Below are 25,090 nucleotides of genomic sequence, written 5' to 3'. Positions count from 1 at the left end.
TCAGCTTTCCGGAACGAGGAAGATCGCGGCGAGCGGCGGAATGGTGAGACGAAGCTCGCCGTCAGCGGCCTGGACCTCGCCGATATTGCCGACATTGGTGCCGCCGTAATGGGCCGAGTCCGAATTGAACACTTCTTTCCACTTGCCGGCAATGGGCACGCGCACGCGATAGTCGCGATAGACGTTGGGTGAGAAGTTGACGAGCACCAGACAACGCGAATGGTCGTCAATGCCCTTGCGCAACCAGGCGAACACGTTGCGGTTGGCATCGTCCGTGATGACCCATTCGAAGCCGGCCTGGTCGCAGTCCATCTGGTGCAGCGCCGGCACCGCGCGATAGACCCGGTTGAGGTCGCGGATCAGCGACTGGATGCCGGAATGGGACTTGTATTCGAGCAGGTGCCAGTCGAGCGACTGGTCGTGATTCCATTCGCGGCTCTGGGCGATTTCCGCGCCCATGAACAGCAGCTTCTTGCCGGGATGGCCGAACATGAAGCTGTAATAGGCGCGCAAATTCGCAAAGCGCTGCCACTCGTCGCCGGGCATGCGGCCGAGGATCGAGCGCTTGCCGTGCACGACCTCGTCGTGCGAGAGCGGCAGGATGAAGTTTTCCGAGAAGGCGTAGTGCAGGCCGAACAGGATGTCGCCGTGGTGGTGCTTGCGATGGATCGGGTCCTTGCTGATGTAGTTCAGCGTGTCGTGCATCCAGCCCATGTTCCACTTGTAGCCGAAGCCGAGCCCGCCGAATTCGACCGGGCGCGAGACTTGCGGCCAGGCGGTGGATTCCTCGGCGGCCGTGGTCGCCTGCGGGAAGCGCGCGAAGACCTCGGTGTTGACGCGGCGCAGGAAATTGATCGCCTCGATGTTTTCGCGGCCGCCATATTGGTTCGGAATCCAGGCGCCGGGTGGCCGGCTGTAGTCGAGATAGAGCATGGATGCGACGGCATCGACGCGCAGGCCGTCGATCGCATAGCGCTCCATCCAGAACAGCGCGTTCGACACCAGGAAGTTCGTCACTTCGGTGCGGCCGTAATTGTAGATCAAGGTGCCCCAGTCGAGATGGCGGCCCTGCAGCGGGTTGGCGTGCTCGTAGACGGCGGTGCCGTCGAAGCTGCCGAGCCCGTGCGGATCGTCGGGGAAGTGACCGGGCACCCAGTCGAGCAGCACGCCGACACCCTCGCGGTGGCAGGCATCGACGAGGGCGGCGAAATCCTCAGGAGTCCCGAAGCGGCTGGTCGGCGCATAGAGGCCGGTCGGCTGATAGCCCCATGATCCGTCGAAGGGATGCTCGCTCACGGGTAGGAATTCGAGATGGGTGAAGCCCATGTCGCGGGCATAGGCCGGCAGCTGTTCGGCCAGCTCGCGATAGGTCAGCCATTCATCGCCGTTCTTGCGACGCCACGAGCCGAGATGCACCTCGTAGATCGACATCGGCGCAGACAGCGCGTTGATGCCGTCCGGCGCCGGACGCGGCCGCGGCAAATGCGCTTCGTCGAACACGATGGAGGCGGTCTTCGGACGGACCTCGCTCGCAAATGCCATCGGATCGGATTTCAGCGGCAGCAGATGACCGTGCGGCCCGATGATCTCGAACTTGTAGTGGTCGCCGGCCTTGGCATGCGGAACGAACAATTCCCAATAGCCGGCGCCGCGCACCCGCATCGCATGGCGCCGCCCGTCCCAGAAATTGAAATCGCCGACCACGGACACGCGCCGTGCGTTCGGCGCCAGCACCACGAAGCCGATGCCGTCGACGCCTTCGAGACGCATCGGATGCGCCCCGAGCTTGTCGTAGAGGCGCTGATCGGTGCCTTCGCCGAGCAGATACAGGTCGAAATCGGTCAGGATCGGCGGAAACCGGTAGGCGTCCTCGAACTCGACGACATTGCCCGCGAATTTCGCGCGCAACTGATAGTGCTTCGAGCCATTGGGCAGGGCCCCGATGAAAAGCCCGGCATCATGCACGCGGTCGAGCGGAGCGACTTCGCCATGCTCGCCGACCGCCTCGACATTCGAGGCCTCGGGAAGAAAGGCACGCACCACGCTTTTGTCGCCCTCGGGATGCAGCCCGAGATAGTGGAAGGGGTCGGAGTGGCGGCCTTCGATGATCGCATAGGCCTCGGCAGGCAGTTTAGGCATGGGCTTCGCTCCCGGTGCTTGACAGAATGCGAAGCAGTCCGGTCAGCGGCGCATGGAGCCCCTCAGGCCGGTTGGACAGCTCGTACTCTACTTCATTGAACGCTTGATCAAGCAGGAAAAACCTTAACAGGCTTTCCGCGGATTTCCGATCCTCCGGCCACAGCCGTCGATCGGTCATGGCTTCGCGATAGGCGGACAGGAAGGTCGCGGCGGCGCGCTCGCGCCATTCGCCGAGCGCGGCGGTGATCCGGCCCTGCTCGTCGGAGGCCCCCGTGAGCGCCCGGCTCAGCGCCGCGTTGACCGAAAGGTCGATCGAGCGGATCAATCCGGCGACGTCGCGCGCGGCAGGCAGCTTGCGACGCTTGTCGGCCAGCGGCAGGCGCGGATCGCCGTCGAAGTCGATGATGAAGATATCGTCCTTCACGATCAGAGTCTGCCCGAGGCGGAAGTCGCCATGATGACGGATGTTCAGACCGCCGATCCCGGATGGCAATAGCGCATCCAGGTGGTCGGGCAGGGATGCCCGCATGGCGGCGAGCCGGTCGATAAGCGGCCGGTGCGCCTCCCGCAGGTCGTCGCGGCTGTCCGTCAGCCGTTCGAAAACCCGCTCGGCCCGCGCCTTGAGGTCGGACACAAGTCGCTTGACGTGCGTGGAGCCGATCGGTTCCGGGGCGAGTTCGTCCGACTTTGCCGCCGCCAGGGCAACATGCAGCTCGCCGAGCCGCCGGCCGATCTGCGCGATGAAGTGCAGATAAGGCGCTTGCTCCTGGGTCTCGCGGGGCGCTTCGCCTGCCGATAGCACGCGCTGCTCGTCGATATAGCGATCGAGATAACCCGTGGTCACGATCCAGCCGTCACCCTGGTTCTCGACATAGGCATGCAACACGCCGAGCGCGCTGCGCTGGTCGCCCTCGACCAGCTCGACGCTGCCGAGCAGCGCCGGCGTATTGGCAAATCGCGCGACCTCGGTGAGATATTGGCCGATCTCGATCTCGGGGTTGATGCCGCTATCGAGCTGGCGGTAGATCTTGGCGACGTACTGGTTGTCGACCAGTGCGGTGCTGTTCGCCTGCTCGATCGTGCGGATGCGTTCGGGCTCCTTGATGGTGTAATCGCCGAAGCGGCTGGTCGCCCTGAATTCGAGCCGCAGATTGTTCTCTTCCACCACCAGATTCTGCGACAGGTTGCGCAGGAAAAGGCCGATGAAGATCTGGTCCGTAGCAACGTCGAGCAGCGTGCCCTCGCGCGCGCCCTGGCGCACGGCGGCGAGCGCCCTCGGGTTGAAGCGCTCGCGATCGAAGCGTACCCACTCGATCTGCATCGGCAGCACGTAGCGCGACGCGGCGTCCTGCTCTGTCGTCTCGAAGAATGCGATCCAAGGCCTGTTGTCGCCGATGTCGCAGAACGGCACCGCAGAGGTCAGCCTGGTCTTGATGTGCTTGGGATTGTGCTCGGGATACCATCGCGTCCGCGACAAGAAGCCCGGCAGCACCTCGCGCTCGAACACGCCGCGCTCGCGGGCGAGCGACACCCAGTTGGAATTCAGAGGCACCACCAGCGTCTCGAACTCCGGCACCGCGCGTGGCGTCACCGGCTCGGACTTGTCGCGCTCCTGAAGCTGGAACCAGTAGAAGCCGTAGGGCCCCAGCGTGATCATGTAGGGCAGTTCGCCGATCGCGGGGAAGCGACTGCGGCCGAGCATTTCCTGCGGGATGCGGTCCTTCCATGGCGACAGGTCGAGTTCGGTTGCTTGCGCGGCACGCGACAAATTGGCGACGCAGAGGATGACCTCGCCGCGATACTGCCGGACATAGGCGAGCACGGACCGGTTGGCCGGACGGATGAAGGTCATGGTGCCGCGGCCGAAGGCGAGCGTTGATTTGCGCACCGAGATCAGCCGCTTGGTGGCGCTGAGCAGCGAGGACAGGCTGCGCGACTGCGCCTCGACGTTCACCGATTCGTAGCCGTAGACCGGGTCCATGATCAGCGGCGCGTAGAGTCGCGCCGGGTCGCAGCGCGAGAAACCGCCGTTGCGGTCCGGGCTCCATTGCATCGGCGTGCGCACGCCGTTGCGGTCGCCGAGATAGATGTTGTCGCCCATCCCGATCTCGTCGCCGTAATAGATGATCGGCGTGCCGGGAAAGGACAGCAGCAGCGAGTTCATCAGCTCGATCTTGCGCCGGTCGTTGTCCATCAGTGGCGCGAGGCGCCGGCGGATGCCGACATTGATGCGGGCGCGGGGGTCGTTGGCGTAGGTGGTCCAGAGATAGTCGCGCTCGACATCGGTGACCATTTCCAGCGTCAGCTCGTCATGGTTGCGCAGGAACAGCGCCCATTGGCAGCTCGCGGGAATGTCGGGCGTCTGGCGCAGAATGTCGGTGATCGGGAAGCGGTCCTCCTGCGCGATCGCCATGTAGATGCGCGGCATCAGCGGGAAGTGGTAGGCCATGTGGCATTCGTCGCCACGGCCGAAATATTCCTGTACGTCCTCCGGCCATTGATTGGCCTCGGCCAGCAGCAGCTTGCCCTTGGAGTAGGAATCCAGCTCCTGACGCAAGCGCTTGATGATCGCATGCGTCTCGGGAAGGTTCTCGTTCGAGGTGCCCTCGCGCTCGCACAGATAGGGAATGGCGTCGAGCCGGAAGCCGTCGACGCCGGCGTCCAGCCAGCGCTTCATCACCTGGATCAGCGCGCTGACCACGCGGGGATTGTCGAAATTGAGGTCGGGCTGGTGCGAGAAGAAGCGGTGCCAGTAGAATGCCCCGGCCTCGTGATCCCAGGTCCAGTTCGACTTTTCGGTGTCGGTGAAGATGATCCGCGTGCCCTGGTATTTCTGGTCGGTGTCGCTCCAGACATACCAGTTGCGGGCGCTCGAGCCTGCGGGGCTGCGGCGCGCGCGCTTGAACCAGTTATGCTGGTCCGAGGTGTGGTTGACGACGAGCTCGGTGATGACGCGCAGTCCGCGCTTCTGCGCTTCCTGGATGAAGCGCTTGAAATCCTTCATGGTCCCGAAATCGGGATTGACCGAGCCGTAGTCTCCGATGTCGTAACCGTCGTCGCGGCCGGGCGAGGGGTAGAACGGCAACAGCCACAGCGCGGTGACGCCGAGCTCCTGCAGATAGGGCAGCTTTTCGGTCAGACCGGCGAAATCGCCGATGCCATCATGATTGCTGTCGGCAAACGCCTTGACGTGGAGCTGGTAGATAATGGCGTCCTTGTACCAGAGCTCGTCCACGATCTCGGCAGCCTCGGCTTTTTTGGTGTCGACGGAAGACAGAACATTCATGGCGTGAACCCTTACGCCAGGCAGCGGAACAGGAGCGCGGGATCGCGGTCGGGATCGATACGCAACCTGATCCCGCCCCATTCGAGGTGGGACTGTTCGCTGGTGAGAAGGTTTTCGAGTGTCGTGACATGGTGCCGCTGACCGCTCGCGTCAACAGTGAGGTCGCCGAGCGGCAGCCAGAATTCACGCACATGGCGGGACAGAGCAATCACGATCACGACGGTGTTGGCAGGATCGGCCGCCTCCTTGACGAAGGCGATCGTCTCGCCGTCTTCGATGCCGACAAAACGCAGGTTCGCCGTTTGCTGGAGCGCGGCATTGTCGTTGCGGACGCGGTTGAGCGCGGCGATGTAGGACTTGATGTTGCCGGGCCGGTCCCAGTCGCGTTGCCGAATCTGGTATTTTTCGGAATCCAGATATTCCTCGCGGCCGGGGATCGCCTCGTGTTCCAGCAGCTCGAACCCGCTGTAGAGGCCGTAACTGCCCGACAACGTCGCCGCCAGCGCGACGCGCGACTTGAACGCCCAGGCTTCGCCGCTCTGGAGATGATAGGGCAGCAGGTCGGGCGTGTTGACGAACAGGTTCGGGCGATAGAAGTCGCGCTCGGGATAGCGCGTCAGCTCGCCGAGATATTGCTCCAGCTCCCATTTTGTCGTGCGCCACGGGAAATAGGTGAACGACTGCGCGAAGCCGAGCTTGGCGAGGCCTTTCATCAGTTTCGGCCGGGCAAACGTCTTCGAGAACAGGATCACCTCGGGATGCCGGCGGCGGATGTTGCGGATCAGCCAGTCCCAGAACGGGAAGGGCGCGGTGTCGTGATTGTCGATGGCGAAGATGGTGACACCATGGTCGATCCAGAACAGCATGGCGTCGCGAAGTGCATTCCACAGTCCAGCCCGATCGACCGATGCGAAATCGGGGATCACGATGTCGGAATAAAGGCCATCGCCCGCCCGCACCGAGCGGTCCGGTCGCCATTTGAACCATTCCGGATGCTGCGTCAGCCAGGGATGGTCCGGCGAGCACTGCACGGCGAAGTCGAGCGCGAGTTCGAGGCCATATTCGAGACAGGTTGCGACCAGCGCGCGGAAATCCTCGATGGTGCCGAGCTCGGGATGCAGCGCATCGTGACCGCCCTCGGCGGCTCCGATCGCGTAGGGCGAGCCGGGATCGCCTTCGGTCGCCACCGGCGCATTGTTGCGGCCTTTGCGACGGGTGCGGCCGATCGGGTGGATCGGCGTGAAATAGAGCACGTCAAAACCCATCGCGGCGATATCCGGCACGCGCTCGATGCAGTCGCGCAGCGTGCCGTGCTGACCTGCGACCTGGCTCTGGCCGCGCGGCACCATCTGATACCAGGCGCCGAAGCGCGCCTTGTCGCGGTCGACGGTCAGCGGGAAGGGCTGCGAGCGGGTCAGGTCAGGCCGGGACTGGCTCTCCGCCATGGCATCGCCGAGCTCGGCCGCAAGCAGCGGGGTGACATCGCCAGTCTGAAGATAATCCTCGCACTGCCTGACGATGACCGTCGCGGCGTCCTGTCGCGCGCCATGCGCCTTGGTCAGGAGCCCGGCCCCTTCGATCGCATCGAGGCTGATATCAGCACCCATTCGCTGCTTGCGCGCGACCCCGTGCGACCAGGTGGCGAACTCGTCGGTCCAGGCTTCGATCGCATAGACATACTGGCCGGGCTCGACCGGCGTGAATGCGGCGGACCAGCGGTCATTGCCGTGATGGATCATCGGCTCGCTCCGCCATTCCCGGTTCTGCTCCTGTCGCCAGATCAGCGCGGCTCCGACCACGGCGTCGCCGTCGCGATAGATGTCGGCCCAAACCTCGACCCGTTCGCCCGCGATCCGTTTCACGGCGAAGCGGCCGCCATCGATCAGGGGATAGATGTCTTCGATGAGGAAAGCGCTGCCGGCAGCGGCGCTCTCGACAGTTTGAATTGTCTTGTTCACGGTGATGCCATTGACAAGAAAGCAGGAGCCCGTTTCCCTTGCCGGGAACCTACACTTGATACCACTATAGAAAGCCGCTTGTGTGTCATTGGTTCCCAAGGGAACGGCAGGCGCGGCTTGCGAGTTACCCCTCACTAACCTCTTCCGCGACCTCGTTAAAATCAATGCCCCCGGCCAGAGAATGGCCTGCAAGCTGCGTGCCGAATGGATCTTTTAGCTCAAGCCCAGATCAAGGGCGTTCAATCCGAATTCGTGGATGCCCTCGGAAAGCTGCGGGTCACCGATCCCGTGGCGCTCAAATCCATCCTCGACGCCCTGCCGGAAAAGCGGGTCTATCGCTTCGTCGAGGGACCCGTGGTGCTTCGCGCCTTGAGACATTCGCGGACCGAGCTGGCGGCCACCGGCGGGGTGCCCCTCAAATGGACAATCACCGGCAACGCGAAGGTGATCGCGCAAGGCGAGACGCGCGAGCCCGTGATCGCATGGCCTGCTGACCTGCCGCTCGGCTACCATCGGTTGACATTGACCGACGCCGAAGGTGCGACGGAAGAAGTCCCGATGATCGTGGCGCCCGAGCGGGCCTTCGGCGGTGATTTCGACCGTGGCTGGCTGCTCGCCGTGCAGCTCTACAGCATTCGCTCGGACCGGAATTGGGGCATCGGAGATTTCACCGATCTGGCCGGTCTCGTCCGGCTTGCCAAGCAGCTCGGGGCAGACGGCGTCGGGCTCAATCCGCTGCATGTCCTGTTCGACGACCATCCGGCCGATTGCAGCCCCTATTCGCCGAACAGCCGGCTGTTTCTCAACCCGCTCTATATCGACGTCGAGGCGATCCCCGAATTCTCGGCAGACCTCGTGCCGAATGCCGCAGCGACCGCCGCGCGGCTGCGCGAGGGCGACCGGGTCCCCTATGCCGACATGGCGGCGCTGAAATGGCGGGCTTTGCGCGCCGCCTTTGACGCTTTCGTGACAAAGGCGAGCGGCGCCCGCCGCAATCAGTTCGACGCATTCCGCGCCGACCGCGCGCCGCTGTTGTCCCGCTTTGCCTGCTTCGAGGTGCTGCGCCATCGTTTCGTGTCGCCGTGGTGGGAATGGCCGGTGGAATGGCAGCAGCCGGACGACGCCAAATGCGCCGAGCTGCGCAACGGTCCCGACAAGCGCGAGGTCGAGTTCGTCGAATTCGTGCAATGGACGGCCGACAACCAATTGCATGCGGCCAAGGAGCTTGCCAGCCAGCTCGGTATGCGGGTCGGATTGTATCTCGACGTCGCCGTCGGCGTGCAGTCCAACGGCTTTGATGCCTGGAACGAGCAGATTGCGATCTCGCGTCATCTCGCCGTCGGCGCGCCGCCCGATGTGCTCAACACCGCCGGTCAGGACTGGGGTCTCGCCGGCTTCAATGCCGGTGGCCTGGAATCGCAGTCCTTCGTGCCCTTTGCCGATATGCTGGCGGCCTCGATGCGCCATGCCGGCGCCATCCGGATTGATCATGTCCTCGGGCTGAAGCGGCTCTATCTGGTGCCGCGCGGCTTCAAGCCCGACAACGGCGCCTATGTGCAGATGCCGTTCGAGGCGCTGCTCGGCGCCATCGCGCGCGAGAGCGCGGCGCATAAGTGCATCGTGATCGGTGAAGATCTCGGCACCGTGCCGGAAGGTTTCCGCGAAACCATGCAGGATTTCGGCATCTGGTCTTATCTCGTCATGATGTTCGAGCGTGACGATGCCGGACATTTCCGCAGTACCGACTTCTACAGGCCGAACGCGCTGGTGACGCTGAACACGCACGATCTGTGCACTTATGCGGGCTGGCGCTCCTTCAGCGATCTCAAGGTAAAGCGCTCGCTCGGGCTCGATCCGGGCGAGAACGAGCAGGACCGCTGGGATGCGCTCGGCATGCTCGACGAGATCCTGCGCCAGAACGGCATTACCGCCAACGACCTCTATTCGGTGCTTGCATTCCTGTCGCGCACGCCGTCGCGGCTGCTCGCGGTGTCGATGGAGGATCTGCTCGGCGTGCTCGACCAGCCCAATATTCCCGGCACGATCGACGAACATCCGAACTGGCGCCAGCGACTTCCCGTCGCGCTCGACCAGATTGCCTCGAAGGTCGACCTCACGGCCTTGCGAGCGGCAACGCGGGAACGTTCGCGGAATGGCGGGAGTTGATCGGGCGGGGATTTCCAGGCGCGAAAGACATTGACCCAGAAAATCGAAGACTATGCGCTGATCGGGGATTGCGAGACCGCGGCGCTGGTCGGGCGCGACGGCTCGATCGATTGGCTGTGCTGGCCCGCCTTCGATTCCGACGCCTGCTTTGCCGCCATCCTCGGCACCCACAAGAACGGGCGCTGGCTGATCGCGCCTGGCGAGGACGTCACGACGACATCGCGGCGTTATCTCGGCGAGACCCTCATCCTCGAAACGCGTTTTGAAACGAAGAGCGGGACCGTCGCTCTGATCGACTTCATGCCGCCGCGCGGCAAGGCATCCGACATCGTGCGGCTGGTACGCGGGGTCAACGGCACGGTGAAGATGCGGATGGAGCTCGTGATCCGCTTCGGCTTCGGCGTGGACATTCCCTGGGTGCGGCGGATCGACCATTCCCTGATGGCGATCGCCGGCCAGGACATGACCGTGCTGCGCACGCCGGTCGAAACCCGCGGGGAGGACCTGACCACGGTGTCCGACTTCGAGGTGAGGGCCGGCGAGACCGTGCCGTTCGTGCTGACCTACGGCCCCTCGCATCTCGATCCGCCTGAAGCGATCGACCCGGACATCGCGCTCCAGGAGACCGAGAAATTCTGGCAGGAATGGAGCGGCCGCTCCACGCATGACGGTGAGTATCGCGATCTCATCATGCGCTCGCTGATCACGCTGAAGGCGCTGACCTTCGCCCCGACCGGCGGCATCGTCGCCGCGCCCACCACGTCATTACCGGAAAAGCTCGGCGGCGCGAGGAACTGGGATTACCGCTTCTGCTGGCTGCGCGATGCGACCTTCACGCTGCTGGCGCTGATGAACTCGGGCTACACCGAGGAAGCGTCGGCCTGGCACAATTGGCTGCTGCGCGCCGCCGCCGGCTCGCCCGGCAACATGCAGATCATGTACGGCATCTGGGGCCAGCGGCGGCTCCTGGAATGGGAGGCGGGCTGGCTCGACGGCTATGAAGGCGCCAAGCCGGTGCGCGTCGGCAATGCCGCGCATGCGCAGCTTCAGCTCGACGTCTACGGCGAACTGATCGACGCCTTTCACCAGTCGCGCATGGCCAAGCTGAAGCTCGACGAGGAGACCTGGGCGCTGGAATGCGCGGTGCTCCAGCATCTGGCCGAGGTCTGGGACCGGCCCGACCACGGCATCTGGGAGCGGCGCGGAGAGCCGAAGCACTACGTGTTCTCCAAGGTGATGACCTGGGTCGCCTTCGACCGCGGCATCAAGAGCGCCGAGACTTTCGGCTTCAAAGCGCCGCTGCTGCACTGGCGCGCCCTGCGCGAGGCCATTCATCGCGACGTCTGCAACAAGGGATTTGACGCGGAGGAAAATGCCTTCGTGGAATCTTACGGCTCGAAAATGCTGGACGCCAGTGTGCTGCTGCTGCCGGCCGTCGGCTTCCTGCCGCCCGACGATCCGCGCATCCGCGGCACCATCGCCGCGGTCGAGACACGCTTGATGCGCGACGGCTTCGTGCTCAGGCACGATCCGCGCGAGCTGCCGGCGGGGCAGCCGCCGCTCGAAGGCGCGTTCCTGGCCTGTAGCCTGTGGCTGGCCGATGCCCACGTGCTGGCTGGCGATCTCGACCGGGCGCAGGCCTTGCTCGATCGCGTGGCCGGCATCGCGAACGATGTCGGGCTATTGGCGGAGGAATACGATTCAGTCGCGCGACGCCAGACCGGCAATTTCCCGCAGGCGCTGACCCACATCGCCCTGATCAACACGGCGCAGAATTTGTCGACGGCGAGGCAGAAGAGCGAGAAGCCGGCGATGCAGCGGTCGAAGTAGCGACTTGGACGAGCGCGTGACAGGCGTGGGCTGGATTGCCTCCACCCGCCGCTACGCGGCGACCGCTCCCGCAAGCGGGAGAGATACAGCGAGCCCGTGGCTCGATTAACGGACTCAAGGTCAGTTGACTTTAGCTACCCGCCCCATTCCGCTTCAAGATCATCTCCATCGCCTCGGCAAAACCGTCCTGCTCGTTGCTGGCCGTGACGTGCGTCGCCTGGTCCTTGACGCTGTCGCTGGCATTGCCCATGGCGATCGAGACGCCGCTGACGGCGAACATCGCGAGGTCGTTCTGCATGTCGCCGATGGTAGCGACGGCGCCGGTCGCAATGCCCAAACGCTTGGCCATCGCCTCGACGAAGGTGCCCTTGTTGAAGCCGGGTGGGGTGATGTCGAGATAATAGGTCTGCGAGCGCACCGCGGTGGCCTCGCTGCCGAGCGCCTGCTGCATCGCCTTCTCGCAAGCCTCTAAGCCCGCCGCATCGGCGCTGGCGCCGACGATCTTGCAGGCGCTCGACAGGTAAGGAGAAAAGTCCGTCACGATGGTGGGATCGGAGCGGATCGTGTGCTGCTCATGCGCGACGTATTTGCCGCTGGGGTTGTCGATCAGCCATTTGTCATAGGTGAACAGCCAGATGTCGGCGCCGAACTCGCGCAGGATCTGCAAGGACCGCTCGGCGGCGCTTGCGGGGATCAGGTGCTGTTCGACCGGGTTCATCTCGGGATCGACGATCGAGGAACCGTTGAACGGGCCGACCGGGAGCCACAGCGCCAACGGCTCTATCAGAAAGCGCATACCGATGGCGGGACGGCTGGAGGTGATGGTGAAGCCAACGCCGGCCTTGTGCAGCCGCTGCACCGCAGACCTCGCGCGATCCGTCAGCGTCTTGTCCTTGGTCAGCAGCGTGCCGTCGACGTCGGAGACCACGAGGGAGATTTGCGTCATGACAGAACCTTCAGGTTTCCAGGTCTCAGCGCTTCGTCCCGCCAAGCTTCAACTGCCGCACCACGCCGTCCACGATCGCTTCGACGGTTTCGTCGATCGAGACGGTGATCACGTGCTCGCCCGCTTCCGGCGGCTCCAGCGTGTCGAACTGGCTGGTCAGCAGCCCGGGCGGCATGAAATGGCCCTTGCGGTGCGCGAGCCGCTCGGCGATCAGCTCTCTGGTGCCCTTCAGGAACACGAAGCGGACGTCGTCGCGCCCCCGCAGCAACACGTCGCGATAGGTGTGCTTCAACGCCGAGCAGGCGATGATGACATGCCCGCCCTTGTCGCAGACCCGCGCGATCTCGTCGGCGATGGCGTTGAGCCAGGGCCAGCGGTCCTCGTCGGTGAGAGGGTGACCGGCCCGCATCTTCTCGACATTGCTGGGGGGATGGAAGCTGTCGCCGTCCTCGAAACGCCAGCCGAGCCGCTCGCCGAGTGCTTCCGCAACCGTGCTCTTGCCCGAACCCGACACGCCCATCACGATCAATGCACAAGGTGCTTCAACGCGGCCCACGAATTCCCTCCGGAAGCGCGGCCTGGTCGACCAGCCAGACAGTCTCACCATTCGAGCGCGCGCGTAATGCGGGCAGAGTCTCGCCATTGAAGAGGCGCGTCAAGATCGGCTGCTTGTCGTGCCCGGCAATCTGGAACAGCATTTCGCGGCAGGACGCCAGAACGGGCAGGGTGAGCGAGACCCGCGGCACGAAAGGCGCGACATTGGCCTTGGGCACCCCGATGACCCAGCGTTCGGTCTCCTCGATTGCGGGGAAGCCCGGAAAGAGCGAGGCGGTGTGGCCATCCGGGCCGGCGCCCATCAGCACCAGGTCGAACAGCGGCCGCGCCGGATCGAGGCGTTCAGAACCGTAGAAGGCCTGTAGCTCGCGCGCATAGGCTTCGGCGCTTCGGTCCGGATTGTCAGCAATGGTCGGGATCGGGTGGATATGGCCGACGGGCGCATTGCCATCGAGAAACGTCGCGCGCGCGACCGCCATGTTGTTGAGCGGATCGCTCTCGGACACGAATCGCTCGTCGCCGATGAACCAGTGCACGCGGTCCCACGGGATCTTGCCGCGCCAGGGATCGCCGCCGAGCAGTTGATAGAGCTTCTTCGGGCTGGAGCCGCCGGTAAGGCAGATCGCGATGCGCGCGGGGTTGGCCGCGATCCGCGCCATCACCCGTTCGGCCGCCGTCTGCGCCAGCGCCCCGGCATCAGCTTCGACGATCAGCTTCGGCTGTTCGGCCGTTGCCATCACGAATACTTCCGCCAGCTTCGCCCGTCCCGCCGCAGCAGCTCGTCGGCGCAGTTCGGGCCGTCGCTGCCGGCTTCATAGGTCTCAATGCCGTTGCTGCCCGCGCTTTTCCAGGCGTCCAGGAACGGCTGCACCGCCTGCCATCCGGCCTCGATGCCGTCGGCGCGCTGGAACAGGATGTTGTCGCCGATCATGCAGTCGTAGATCAGCGTCTCGTAGCCGGTCGAGGGATCCGCCCGGAAATAGTCGCCGTAGCGGAACTTCATCTCGACGCCGTCGATGGTGATGCTCGGCCCCGGGATCTTGGCGTTGAATTGCAGCTCGATGGTCTCGGTCGGCGCGATGCCGATGGTGAGGAAATTCTGCGACAGGCGATCGATGTCCGTGCCCGAGAACATCGACAGCGGCGCCTGCTTGAACTTGATTGCGACCTCGGTGCGCTTGTGGCCGAGCGCCTTGCCGGTACGCAAATAGAAGGGAACGCCGGCCCAGCGCCAATTGTCGATCATCAGCTTCAGCGCAACGAAGGTCTCGGTGGTGCTGCCGGGCTTGACGTCCTCGGTCTTGCGATAGTCCGTGATCTCGTCGTCACCGATGCGGCCTGCGAGATATTGCGCGCGCACCGAGTTCTTCAGCGCTTCCTCCCGGCTCGGCTGCTGGATCGAGTTGAGTACGTCGGCCTTCTCGGAGCGCACCGAATGGGCGTCGAACCGTGCCGGCGGCTCCATCGCGACCAGCGACATCAGCTGGAACAGATGGTTCGGCACCATGTCACGCATCGCGCCGGTGGAATCGTAGAAGCCGCCGCGATGGCCGACGCCGAGCTTCTCCTCCACCGTGATCTGGATGTGGTCGATGTGGTTGCGATTCCAGATCGGCTCGAACATGCCGTTGGCAAAGCGCAGCACCAGGATGTTCTGTACCGTCTCCTTGCCGAGATAATGATCGATCCGGTAGATCTGGTGCTCGTCCATGATCTTCAGCAGCTCGGCGTTCAGCGCGCGGGCCGAGGCGAGGTCGGTGCCGAACGGCTTTTCGATCACCAGCCGCCGCCAGGCGCCGTTCTCCTTCATCATGCCGGTGCGGCCGAGCTCGCGCGCGGTCGGCGCGAACGCGGCGGGCGGCGTGGCGAGATAGAACAGGCGGTTGCCGCCGGTGCCTTGCGAACACTCCAGCGAGTCCAGATGCTCGCGCAAGCGGTCGAACGAGGGCGGGTCCTTCGGATCGGCCTCGACGAAGGTGACGCATTGCAGCAGCTGTTTGGCGATGTCGTCGTCGACCGGCCTTGTCGCGAACTGCCGCAGGCCTTTCATCAGGCTGTCGCGCAGCTCGTCATCCGATTGGCCTTTGCGGGCCACGCCGACGACGCAGAATTTTTCCGGCAACAGGTTCTCGGCAGCGAGATTGTAGAGGGACGGCATCACCAGGCGATGGGTGAGGTCGCCGGTCACGCCAAAGATGACGAAGGCGCAATTTTCGGGCTTGCGCTTGGCTTGCGGGTCTTTTGTCACGAATTGTCGGCCTTCGCTTGGGTACGCTTATTGTTTGGGCTTCGCGGCGCCCGGCTGCTTCGGCTCCCTGTGGCCGCCAAACCCCGCGCGCATCGCGGAGAGAATTTTTTCGGCGAAGGTGTGTTCCCGACGGGAACGGAAACGTGTGTAGAGCGCCGCGGTGAGGACCTCGGCCGGCACGGCCTCGTCGATCGCGGCGTTGACGGTCCAGCGTCCCTCGCCGGAATCTTCCACGAAGCCGGAATATTCCGTGAGCTGCGGGCTGTCGGCGAGCGCCGTCGAGGTGAGGTCGAGTAGCCAGGACGGGATCACGCTGCCGCGCCGCCACACTTCGGCGACGTCGGCGAGATCGAAATCGTAGCGGTGATCCGCCGGCAGGGCCTCGATGTTGGCATTCTTGAGGATGTCGAACCCTTCGGCATAAGCCTGCATCAGGCCGTATTCGATGCCGTTATGGATCATCTTGACGAAATGACCGGCGCCGACGGGACCGGCATGGATGTAGCCCTGCTCGATACGGGGATCGCGCCCGTCGCGTCCTTCCGTGCGCGGAATGTCGCCGGCGCCGGGCGCTAGCGCGGCGAAGATCGGATCGAGCCGGTCGACCACCTGCTTCTCGCCGCCGATCATCATGCAATAGCCGCGGTCGAGACCCCAGACGCCGCCCGAGGTGCCGACGTCGACATAGTGGATGCCGCGCTCTCTCAGCGCCTTGCCGCGCCGGACGTCGTCCTGCCAGAAGGTGTTGCCGCCGTCGATGATGACGTCGCCGTCCTGCATCACGCCCGCGATCGTATTGATCGTGGTCTCGGTGATGTGCCCCGCAGGCAGCATCACCCAGGCCGTGCGCGGCCGCTCGAGCTTCGCGATGAAGTCTTCCAGCGTCGCCGAGCCGACCGCGCCGTCTGCGGCGAGGCCTGCTACGGCCTTGGCGTCCTTGTCATAGACCACGGTCGAATGCCCGTGGCGCATCAGGCGGCGAACGATGTTGCCGCCCATTCGGCCGAGGCCGATCATGCCGAGTTGCATCTGCAATATTCCCTTAGTTCAGCGCGTCGTTGAGCGCGGCATTGAGTGCGGCAAGACCCTTCTTGAGTCCGCCCTTGAGGTGCACGCGCAGTGCGCGCCGGCCGCGCTCGGTGAGCACGTCGAAATCGCCGCGGGCCTGCGCCGCCTTGATCACGCCGAAACTGGCCTTCTGGCCGGGCACGGCGAGATCCCTGGCATCGTCGGCGGTGATCTGAAGGAACACGCCGCTGTCGGCCCCGCCCTTGTAGGCCTGCCCGGTTGAATGCAGGAAGCGCGGGCCGAACTCGGCACAGGTCGCGACCTGCCGCTTCTCGCGCACCTCCAGCCGCATGGCTTGAAGCGCGTCGATGGTCGCCTTGTCCCGCGCGATATAGCCGAGCAGGGCGACATAGTCGCCGTGGTTGGAGCGCGACAGATGCGCCTTCAGCCACGAGGTGAGGTCGCCATTGGCGCCGGCGGCGCGCAGCGCAGTCGCGTTGGCCTCGTCGGTGTAGAGATCGGCCTCATCGGTGCTGACCACCGGCTGCTCTTCAGGCAAGGTGCCGGTCTTCTCGAACGAGGCGGTGAGCTCGCGGGTCTTGAGCTTGGCTGCTTCCACATCCGGCTGGTCGAACGGGTTGATGCCCAGGATCGAGCCTGCCACCGCCGTGGCCATCTCGAAGCGGAAGAACTCCTGGCCGAGATGGTCGATCGACTTCATCACGATGCGCACCACGGGGTGGCCGGCCGCCTCGACCGCGGCAAGCTTGGAATCATGGGCGGCGTCGGCTTCGCCTTCGACGCGGATGTCGATGAAGAACCGGTCGTTGCCGTAAACAGAGGGATCGCCCAGAGGCTCGCCCTCGATCGGGATCAGGCCCTTGCCTTCCTTGCCGGTCGATTCCGCGATGAGCTGTTCGGCCCAGGCGCCGAAATCGGCGATCTTTTTCGACGACAGGATCGTCACCTTGTCGCGGCCTTGCAGGCCGGCAAGGCCGATGGCGAGGCCGAGCTGCACGCCCGGATTCTCACTTGGCGGCACGTCCGGTCCGCAGGAACGCGCCATCGAGAGTGCATGCTTGACGAAGGTCTTGACGTCGATGCCGGCGGTCGCCGCCGGCACGAGGCCGAACGGCGACAGCACGGAATAGCGTCCGCCGATCGAGGGCTCGCCATGGAAGATGCGGGCATAGTTCAGTTTCCTGGCGGCCTTTTCCAGCGATGAGCCGGGATCCGTCACCGCGATGAAGCGGAAGCCGGTCTTTGCCTTCGGGCCGAGCGCTTGCGCAACGCGCTCATGGAAATAGTCCTTCATCGCGTTCGGCTCGGTGGTGCCGCCGGACTTGCTGGAGACGATGAACACGGTGTTGGCGATGTCGATCTTCGCCTCCATCGCCCGCACCTGCGCCGGGTCGGTGGAGTCAAGCACATGCAGCTTCGGGAAGCCGGGCTTCTTCCCAAATGTCTCGGCGAGCACCTCCGGCCCGAGGCTCGATCCGCCCATGCCGAGCACGACGGCGTCGGAGAATTTCTGGCCCTTCACCCGGCTTGCGTAATCTTCATAGTCGGCGACGTCGGCCTTGGCGGCGCTGTCGAGCCAGCCGAGCCATTTGTCCTCGTCCGCGCCGGTCCAGACCGATTTGTCGCGCTGCCACAGCCTGCGGATCTTGGCGGAGGCACGCCATTCCTCGGTGCTCTTGGCGACCGCCTTGCCGAGCCCGTCGCCGAGCGAAAGCTGCTGGCGGTCGATCGCGGCGCCGAGCACGGTCGCCCGCTTGTGCGCGACCGCGCCGTAGAGCTTGTCGGCGGCGTCGGCGAACTGCTTGACGCCGTCCTTGACCAGCTCCTCGGTGATGGCATCGAGCGAGACGCCGGAACGCTCCAGCTCTTCCAGCACGCGGTGGGCGTCCTCGACATTCTCCTCCAGGCTGTCGCGCGGCTTGCCGTGGTCGCGGAACGCATCCAGCGTTGCCGGCGGCACGGTGTTGATGGTGTCGGGGCCGATCAATTCTTCGACATAGAGGACGTCGCTGTAATCCTTGTTCTTGGTGCCGGTCGAGGCCCACAGCATCCGCTGCGGCCTGGCGCCCTTGGCGGCGAGCTTGTCCCAGCGGGCACCCGAGAACAGGCGCTTGTAATCCTGGTAGGCGACCTTGGCGTTGGCGATCGCGACCTTGCCCTTGAGCGCGGCCAGCCGCTCCTTCTCGGACGGATCGTTGGCGCGGGCGATCTTGTCGTCGAGCTGCTTGTCGACCACGGAGTCGATGCGGCTGACGAAGAAGCTGGCCACGCTCGCCACATGCGAGGGATCGCCGCCGCCGGCGACGTATTTTTCGAGTCCGGCGATGTAGGCTTCCGCCACCTGGAGGTAGACCGCCCTGGAGAACAGCAACGTGATGTTGATGCTGATGCCGTCGCCGATCAGCTCTTCGATCGCCGGCAGGCCCTCGGGCGTCGCGGGCACCTTCACCATCAGGTTCTTGCGACCGACGCTCTTCCAGAGCCGCCGCGCCTCGGTGACGGTGCCGGACGTGTCGAGCGCCAGATAGGGCGAGACTTCCAGGCTGACATAGCCGTCGCCGCCCTTGAGGCGGTCATAGACCGGGCGCAGCACGTCGGCCGCGTTCTGGATGTCCTCGACCGCGACGGCCTCGAACAAATCGGCCACGGTCCGGTCGCCGCGCTTCAGCGCCTTGCCGATCGGGGCGTCATATTCGTCCGAGCTGCCGATCGCCTTCTCGAAGATCGAGGGGTTGGAGGTGACGCCCTTGACGCCGTCGGTCTCGATCAGTCGTTTCAGGTCGCCCTTGGCGATGAAGCCACGGGCCAGGAAGTCCAGCCAGACGGCTTGTCCGTGCTTTTCCAGTTCTTTGACGGGATTCATGTTGCTTATTTATCTCCAAGCCTGCGGGCGAGGGGTTTCCGCGCCGGTCCTGAGGCGCTATCCTCTAGCTTACATGCGCACCTGAGGGAACCAATCAAGGGTACAGGCGTCATACCCTCCAGTGTAACTCCGTCGCGATCGTGGCGATCCAGGCGGCAGTAGCGGTTGTTGCGTAAAAAGTCGCTGGCCGAAGGTTTGGCCGGGTCTGGTTGCGTAACGTCGGCCGCTTCGTCGTCAGCCAGTGGCTGCGTGGAGTGCCACCAGCGGATTCCGGTCCGTCTGGTACATCATGGCTCGGTCGCGAATGGCCATGCTGGGGAAAAGCATGCACGCACATCCTGAAGGTCTGGCCTTCGCCGTCGCCGACAGCCAGCAATCGGCTGCGTCGGCGATCACCATCGACGCCTCTCGCGATCTCGAAATCAGCCCGTGCACGACGTCGCTGCGACTGCTGGTGGCGGCTGGCTTTGCCATGACCCTGCTCAGCGCGGCCCTCGCCTTCGACTGGTGGGACGGTCTTGGCGATTACGACACGATGATCGGATTTGCCGGCGTGGTGGTGTTCGCGCTGATGACGATCGGGTTGATCTGGATGCTCCCCGCCGAACGAGGAGCGGTGGTGGTCGTCACCCCCTACGGCATCCGCGATCTCCGCATCGGCAATGAATTTCTGCTGTGGGATTCGATTGCGGAGATTTCGGCCGAGGAGAGCCGCGGCCACCACATGATCGTGCTGACGCCGACGCCGGCCTTGCGGCGGCAGCTCCGCTGCATCCCCGATTTGGCCCGTTGCGCGCAAAACGATCGCATTGTCATCCCGTCGGAGGGCCTGGCGACCGATTTCGAGACACTGCTGCGCGCTTGCCGCGATTGTCATGCTGCGAGCGGTCTCCGCGCCGCACTGCAGCAGGAGGAAGATGAACGGCGCCCGCGAGGTGGCGCTCAAGGCTTCGCCGTACAAGCGACATAAGATTGCCGCGCGCAGATCCCTCACTGCGGCGGTGCCGGATGGACTCTTCTCCCCCGGTAATGCCCGGATGTTGCGAGCGAGTGACATTTTCTGGAAATGAGCGATGATGGATATAGATTCGCACAAAGAACAGGCAGGTGCCTGTTCGTAACTCAACGAGTGCCTACGTTGTGCGTTGCGTCAAGTCGGCACCCGGGTGTCCAATGATCGTCATGTGCTCACGCTGATTCGAGAGTGGCGCTACGGAACGGTCCAGTCGCTGCTTTAGTTCAGTTGTGTAGCGGAACTCACGCGGAGAGGGATCATGTACAACGATTCTCTATTCAACGCTTTCGCTCGGTCGTTCGAGGCGAGAAGCCAGCACGACATGTCGATGGCGGAATATCTGGAATCGTGTCGAAGCGATCCCATGAAATACGCCAATGCGGCGGAGCGATTGCTAGCGGCGATCGGGGAACCCCAAACGATTGACACGGCCAAGGACCCACGCCTTGGCCGTATTTTTTTTGAACCGCACGATCCGCACCTATCCGGCCTTCGCCGGGTTCTACGGCATGGAAGAGACCATCGAGCGCATCGTCGGTTTCTTCCGTCATGCGGCGCAGGGCCTCGAAGAGCGCAAGCAGATCCTCTATCTGCTTGGCCCGGTCGGCGGCGGCAAGTCATCGCTCGCCGAGCGGCTGAAGTCGCTGATGGAAGTGCATCCGATCTACGTGCTCAAGGCCGGTGACGAACTCTCGCCGGTGTTCGAAAGCCCGCTTAGCCTGTTCGATCCCGATCAGTTGGGTCCGATGTTGGAAGAGAAATACGGCATTCCGCGCCGTCGTCTGACCGGCCTGATGAGCCCTTGGTGCTACAAGCGCCTTGAGGCCTTCGGCGGCGACATCTCGCAATTCCGTGTCGCCAAGATCCAGCCGTCGCGGCTGCGCCAGATCGGCATCGCCAAGACCGAGCCCGGTGACGAGAACAACCAGGACATCTCTTCGCTGGTCGGCAAGGTCGACATCCGCAAGCTCGAGACCTACGCGCAGAACGATCCCGACGCCTACAGCTATTCCGGCGGCCTCAACCGCGCCAACCAGGGCGTGCTCGAGTTCGTCGAGATGTTCAAGGCGCCGATCAAGATGCTGCACCCGCTGCTGACCGCGACGCAGGAAGGCAACTACATCGGCACCGAGAATATCGGCGCCATCCCCTTCACCGGCGTGATCCTCGCGCACTCCAACGAAGCCGAGTGGTCGAGCTTCAAGGCCAACAAGAACAACGAGGCTTTCATCGACCGCATCTGCGTGATCAAGGTGCCCTACTGCCTGCGGATCACGGAAGAGCAGAAGATCTACGAGAAGCTGATCCAGGGCTCCGAGCTTGCGGCCGCGCCGTGCGCGCCCTCGACGCTGGAGACGCTGGCGCGGTTCTCGGTGATGTCGCGTCTGCGCAAGCACGAGAACTCCACGACGTACGCCAAGATGCGGGTCTACGACGGCGAGAGCCTGAAGGAATCCGATCCCAAGGCGCGCAGCGTCCAGGAATATCGCGATGCCGCCGGCGTCGACGAGGGCATGGACGGCGTCTCCACCCGCTTTGCCTTCAAGATCCTGGCCGCGACCTTCAACCACGATCCGCAGGAGGTCGCCGCCGATGCCGTGCATCTGATGTACGCGCTGGAGCAGTCGATCAAGCGCGAGCAGCTGCCGGAGGAAGTCGAGAAGCGCTACCTCGAATTCATCAAGGCGGACCTGGCGCCGCGCTACGCCGAGTTCGTCGGGAACGAGATCCAGAAGGCCTATCTCGAATCCTACTCGGATTACGGCCAGAACCTGTTCGACCGCTACGTCGACTATGCCGATGCCTGGATCGAGGACCAGGACTTCAAGGATTCCGATACCGGCCAGCTGCTCGATCGCGAACTCTTGAACCAGGAACTCACCAAAATCGAGAAGCCGGCCGGCATCGCCAACCCCAAGGACTTCCGCAACGAGGTGGTCAAATTCTCGTTACGGTCCCGGGCCCAGAACGGCGGCAAGAATCCGACCTGGATCTCCTACGAGAAGATTCGCGAGGTGATCGAAAAGAGGATATTCTCCCAAGTCGAGGACCTGCTTCCGGTCATCTCCTTCGGCTCGAAGAAGGACGGCGAGACGGAGAAGAAGCACGGCGAGTTCGTCGCACGCATGGTGGAGCGCGGCTACACCGAGCGTCAGGTTCGCCGGCTCGTCGAATGGTACATGCGCGTGAAGCAGGCCGGTTGAGGCGGATGGGAGGCGGATGGTAAAGTGCCCATTCACATTATTGACAGGCGCCTGAATCCGGGCGGCAAGAGTCTTGAGAACCGCCAGCGGTTCTTGCGTCGGGCCAAATCCCTGGTGCAGGGCGCCGTCAAGAAGACCTCGCAGGAACGCGACATCAAGGACGTCCTGGAGGGAGGGGAAGTCACGATCCCCCTCGACGGCATGCACGAGCCGCGCTTCCGCCGCGAAGGCGGAACGCGCGACATGGTGTTGCCCGGCAACAAGAAGTTCATCGAGGGCGACTATCTGCAGCGCTCCGGCCAGGGCAGCGCCAAGAATTCCGGCCCCGGCGAAGGCGACGGCGAGGACGCCTTCCGCTTTGTCCTGTCCCGCGACGAATTTGTCGACCTCTTTCTTGACGATCTCGAGCTGCCCGATCTTGCCAAGCGCAAGGTCGCGCAGACCGAGAGCGAGGGCATCCAGCGTGCCGGATACACCACGTCGGGTTCGCCCGCCAATATCTCGGTGAGCCGGACTGTGCGGCGCGCGCTGGCGCGCCGTATCGCGCTCAAGCGTCCCAGCAAGGAGGAGATCGAAGAGCTGGAAGCCGCCATCGCCGCCTGCACGGACGACGACGAACGTGTGGTGCTTCTCGCCCAGCTCGAAAAGCTGAAGGCGAAGACCAAGCGCATTCCCTTCATCGATCCGCTCGACATCCGCTATCGCCGCTTCGAGACGGTGCCGAAGCCGGTGGCGCAGGCCGTGATGTTCTGCCTGATGGACGTCTCCGGCTCGATGTCCGAGCACATGAAGGATCTCGCCAAACGCTTCTACATGCTGCTCTACGTGTTCCTGAAGCGCCGCTACAAGCACGTCGACATCGTTTTCATCCGCCACACCGACCGCGCCGAGGAAGTCGACGAGCAGACTTTCTTCTATGGCCCGGCCTCGGGCGGCACGCTGGTCTCCAGTGCGCTGCAGGCGATGCACGAGATCGTGCGCGAGCGCTTCAATCCGTCCGACTGGAACATCTATGCCGCGCAGGCCTCCGACGGCGACAATTCCTATTCCGACGGCGAGCTCACGGGGCTCCTGCTGACCGACAAGATCCTGCCGGTCTGCCAGTTCTTTGCCTATCTCGAGGTCGGGGAATCAGGCGGCAGCGCCTTCGATCTCTCCGACTCCTCGCTCTGGACCCTCTATGAGCGCCTGCGCAACGGCGGCGCCCCGCTCTCGATGCGCAAGGTCAGCGAGCGCAGCGAGATTTTTCCGGTGTTCCACGATCTGTTCCAGCGCCGCGACACTGCCCAGGAGAAAGCCGCTCCATGACGGAACGATTGTTCGAAGGCGCGGATTGGGATTTCCACACCTTGCAGCGCATCACCGACGCTTGCGAGACGGTGGCGATGAAGGATCTCGGGCTCGACGTCTATCCGAACCAGATCGAGGTCATCACCGCCGAACAGATGCTGGATGCCTACTCCTCCGTCGGCATGCCGCTGTTCTACAAGCACTGGTCCTTTGGCAAGCAGTTCGCGTACCATGAAGCGTCCTACCGCAAGGGCCTGATGGGCCTCGCCTATGAGATCGTAATCAACTCCTCGCCATGCATCTCCTACCTGATGGAGGAGAACACGGCGACGATGCAGACGCTGGTGATCGCGCATGCTGCCTTCGGCCACAACCACTTCTTCAAGAACAACTATCTGTTCAAGCAGTGGACCGATGCCGACGGCATTCTGGACTATCTGGATTTCGCCAAGAACTACGTCATGCAATGCGAGGAGCGTTACGGCCGCATCGAGGTCGAGCGCACGCTGGATGCCGCGCATGCGCTGATGTCGCACGGCATCGATCGCTATCCCGGCAAGAAAAAACTCGATCTGCGCGAGGAGGAGAAGCGGGCAGGGCGCCGCCGTCAGCACGAGGAGGAAGTCTTCAACGACCTCTGGCGCACCGTGCCCAAGGGCGCCTCGAAGACCCGGTCCGCGATCTCGCTCGAACGGCGCCGCAAGCTGCTCGGCCTGCCGCAGGAAAACCTGCTCTACTTCCTGGAGAAGAGCGCGCCGCGGCTGGCGCCCTGGCAACGCGAGTTGCTGCGCATCGTCCGCCACATCGCGCAATATTTCTATCCGCAGAGCCAGACCAAGGTGATGAACGAGGGGACGGCGACCTACGTCCACTATCGCATCATGACGCAGCTGCACCAGCAGGGCCGCATCAGCGACGGCAACTTCCTCGAATTCCTCGGATCACACACCAACGTGGTGTTCCAGCCCGAGTTCGACGATCCGCGCTTCTCCGGCTTCAATCCCTATGCGCTGGGCTTCGCGATGATGCAGGACATCGAACGGATCGTCACCAGCCCCTCGGACGAGGACCGCGAATGGTTCCCCGATATCGCCGGCAAGAACGACGTGATGGGCGTGCTGCGCGACGTCTGGGCCAACTACCGCGACGAAAGTTTTATCGCGCAGTTCCTGAGCCCGAAGTTGATGCGGCAGCTCCGCATGTTCCATCTGCACGACGATCCCGAGGAGCGCGCCGGGATCAGGGTCGATGCCATCCACGACGAGCGCGGCTTTCGCCGCGTGCGGCGCGAGTTGGCGCGGCAGCACGATGTCGGCTACATCGACGCCAATATCGAGGTCGTCGACGTCGATCTCTCCGGCGACCGCCGGCTGATCCTGCACCACCACGTCATCAAGGGCGCGCAGCTCAACGAGACCGATACCAAGCGGGTGCTGCAGCATCTGGCCGATCTCTGGACCTACGACGTCTCGCTGATCGAGGTCGATGCCAACGACAAGGTCCTGCGCGAATATGTCGTGAGCCCGCGCCCGATCACGGCGGCGGCCTGAGGCGGGCTGTT

The 25,090-nt window shown here is 63.9% G+C and carries 14 protein-coding genes and 1 pseudogene; 6 read left to right on the top strand and 9 right to left on the bottom strand.

All coding sequences use genetic code 11. The features are described from left to right. The 3 genes from glgB to CIT39_RS27540 are packed head-to-tail and all read right to left on the bottom strand — an operon-like array spanning window position 1 to window position 7,383. Entirely contained in the window at window positions 1-2,139 is a 2,139-nt protein-coding gene (gene glgB / locus CIT39_RS27550; RefSeq protein ID WP_094977197.1) for a 1,4-alpha-glucan branching protein GlgB, read from the bottom strand. Further along, entirely contained in the window at window positions 2,132-5,425 is a 3,294-nt protein-coding gene (treS, locus tag CIT39_RS27545; RefSeq protein ID WP_094977198.1) for a maltose alpha-D-glucosyltransferase, read from the bottom strand. The genes glgB and treS overlap by 8 nt, the downstream gene beginning before the upstream one ends. Before the next feature lie 11 nt (window positions 5,426-5,436). After that, window positions 5,437-7,383: a maltotransferase domain-containing protein gene (locus tag CIT39_RS27540; protein ID WP_094977199.1), complete on the bottom strand. Its 1,947-nt coding sequence runs from the start codon at window positions 7,381-7,383 to the stop codon at window positions 5,437-5,439. Window positions 7,384-7,587: 204 nt separating this feature from the next. On the opposite strand from CIT39_RS27540, the gene malQ reads away from it, so the two are divergent. After that, window positions 7,588-9,549, top strand: coding sequence for a 4-alpha-glucanotransferase (malQ, locus tag CIT39_RS27535; protein ID WP_094977200.1), 1,962 nt, complete (start codon window positions 7,588-7,590; stop codon window positions 9,547-9,549). A 30-nt stretch (window positions 9,550-9,579) separates the two neighbouring features. After that, window positions 9,580-11,379, top strand: a complete 1,800-nt coding sequence (locus CIT39_RS27530) for a glycoside hydrolase family 15 protein (RefSeq protein WP_094977201.1) — start codon at window positions 9,580-9,582, stop codon at window positions 11,377-11,379. Window positions 11,380-11,509: 130 nt separating this feature from the next. On the opposite strand, the gene CIT39_RS27525 is transcribed toward CIT39_RS27530, so the two are convergent. From CIT39_RS27525 to CIT39_RS27500, 6 genes are read right to left on the bottom strand one after another with little or no spacing between them, the layout of a single operon-like run. Continuing rightward, complete coding sequence (locus CIT39_RS27525; RefSeq protein ID WP_094977202.1) at window positions 11,510-12,325, bottom strand: HAD family hydrolase; 816 nt, start codon at window positions 12,323-12,325, stop codon at window positions 11,510-11,512. A gap of 25 nt (window positions 12,326-12,350) precedes the next feature. Further along, complete coding sequence (locus CIT39_RS27520; protein ID WP_094977203.1) at window positions 12,351-12,881, bottom strand: gluconokinase; 531 nt, start codon at window positions 12,879-12,881, stop codon at window positions 12,351-12,353. After that, window positions 12,868-13,617, bottom strand: a complete 750-nt coding sequence (pgl, locus tag CIT39_RS27515; RefSeq protein ID WP_162308714.1) for a 6-phosphogluconolactonase — start codon at window positions 13,615-13,617, stop codon at window positions 12,868-12,870. The genes CIT39_RS27520 and pgl overlap by 14 nt, the downstream gene beginning before the upstream one ends. Beyond that, complete coding sequence (gene zwf / locus CIT39_RS27510) at window positions 13,617-15,128, bottom strand: glucose-6-phosphate dehydrogenase (RefSeq protein ID WP_094977205.1); 1,512 nt, start codon at window positions 15,126-15,128, stop codon at window positions 13,617-13,619. Before zwf ends, pgl begins: the two co-directional genes overlap by 1 nt. A 27-nt stretch (window positions 15,129-15,155) precedes the next feature. Next, window positions 15,156-16,157 (bottom strand): phosphogluconate dehydrogenase (NAD(+)-dependent, decarboxylating), encoded by a 1,002-nt coding sequence (gnd, locus tag CIT39_RS27505; RefSeq protein WP_094977206.1) that lies wholly within the window; start codon window positions 16,155-16,157, stop codon window positions 15,156-15,158. A gap of 13 nt (window positions 16,158-16,170) precedes the next feature. Next, window positions 16,171-19,020 (bottom strand): bifunctional transaldolase/phosoglucose isomerase, encoded by a 2,850-nt coding sequence (locus tag CIT39_RS27500; RefSeq protein WP_094977207.1) that lies wholly within the window; start codon window positions 19,018-19,020, stop codon window positions 16,171-16,173. Between the two features lie 304 nt (window positions 19,021-19,324). On the opposite strand from CIT39_RS27500, the gene CIT39_RS27495 reads away from it, so the two are divergent. The 4 genes and pseudogenes from CIT39_RS27495 (at window position 19,325) to CIT39_RS27480 (ending at window position 25,079) form a co-directional block, all read left to right on the top strand. Next, a complete protein-coding gene (locus tag CIT39_RS27495) occupies window positions 19,325-19,990 on the top strand; it encodes a hypothetical protein (RefSeq protein WP_094977208.1) in 666 nt (221 codons plus the stop codon). A 304-nt stretch (window positions 19,991-20,294) separates the two neighbouring features. Continuing rightward, window positions 20,295-22,239: pseudogene (locus CIT39_RS27490) on the top strand (PrkA family serine protein kinase). A 30-nt stretch (window positions 22,240-22,269) separates the two neighbouring features. Beyond that, the gene (locus CIT39_RS27485; protein WP_181955177.1) at window positions 22,270-23,547 is read left to right on the top strand and encodes a YeaH/YhbH family protein; all 1,278 of its coding nucleotides are present in this window, start codon (window positions 22,270-22,272) and stop codon (window positions 23,545-23,547) included. After that, a complete protein-coding gene (locus CIT39_RS27480; protein WP_094977211.1) occupies window positions 23,544-25,079 on the top strand; it encodes a SpoVR family protein in 1,536 nt (511 codons plus the stop codon). The genes CIT39_RS27485 and CIT39_RS27480 overlap by 4 nt, the downstream gene beginning before the upstream one ends. Window positions 25,080-25,090: the final 11 nt, after the last annotated feature.

Source organism: Bradyrhizobium symbiodeficiens, from assembly GCF_002266465.3.
GTDB lineage: Bacteria > Pseudomonadota > Alphaproteobacteria > Rhizobiales > Xanthobacteraceae > Bradyrhizobium > Bradyrhizobium symbiodeficiens.
This window is presented reverse-complemented; position numbering and strand designations above follow the sequence as displayed.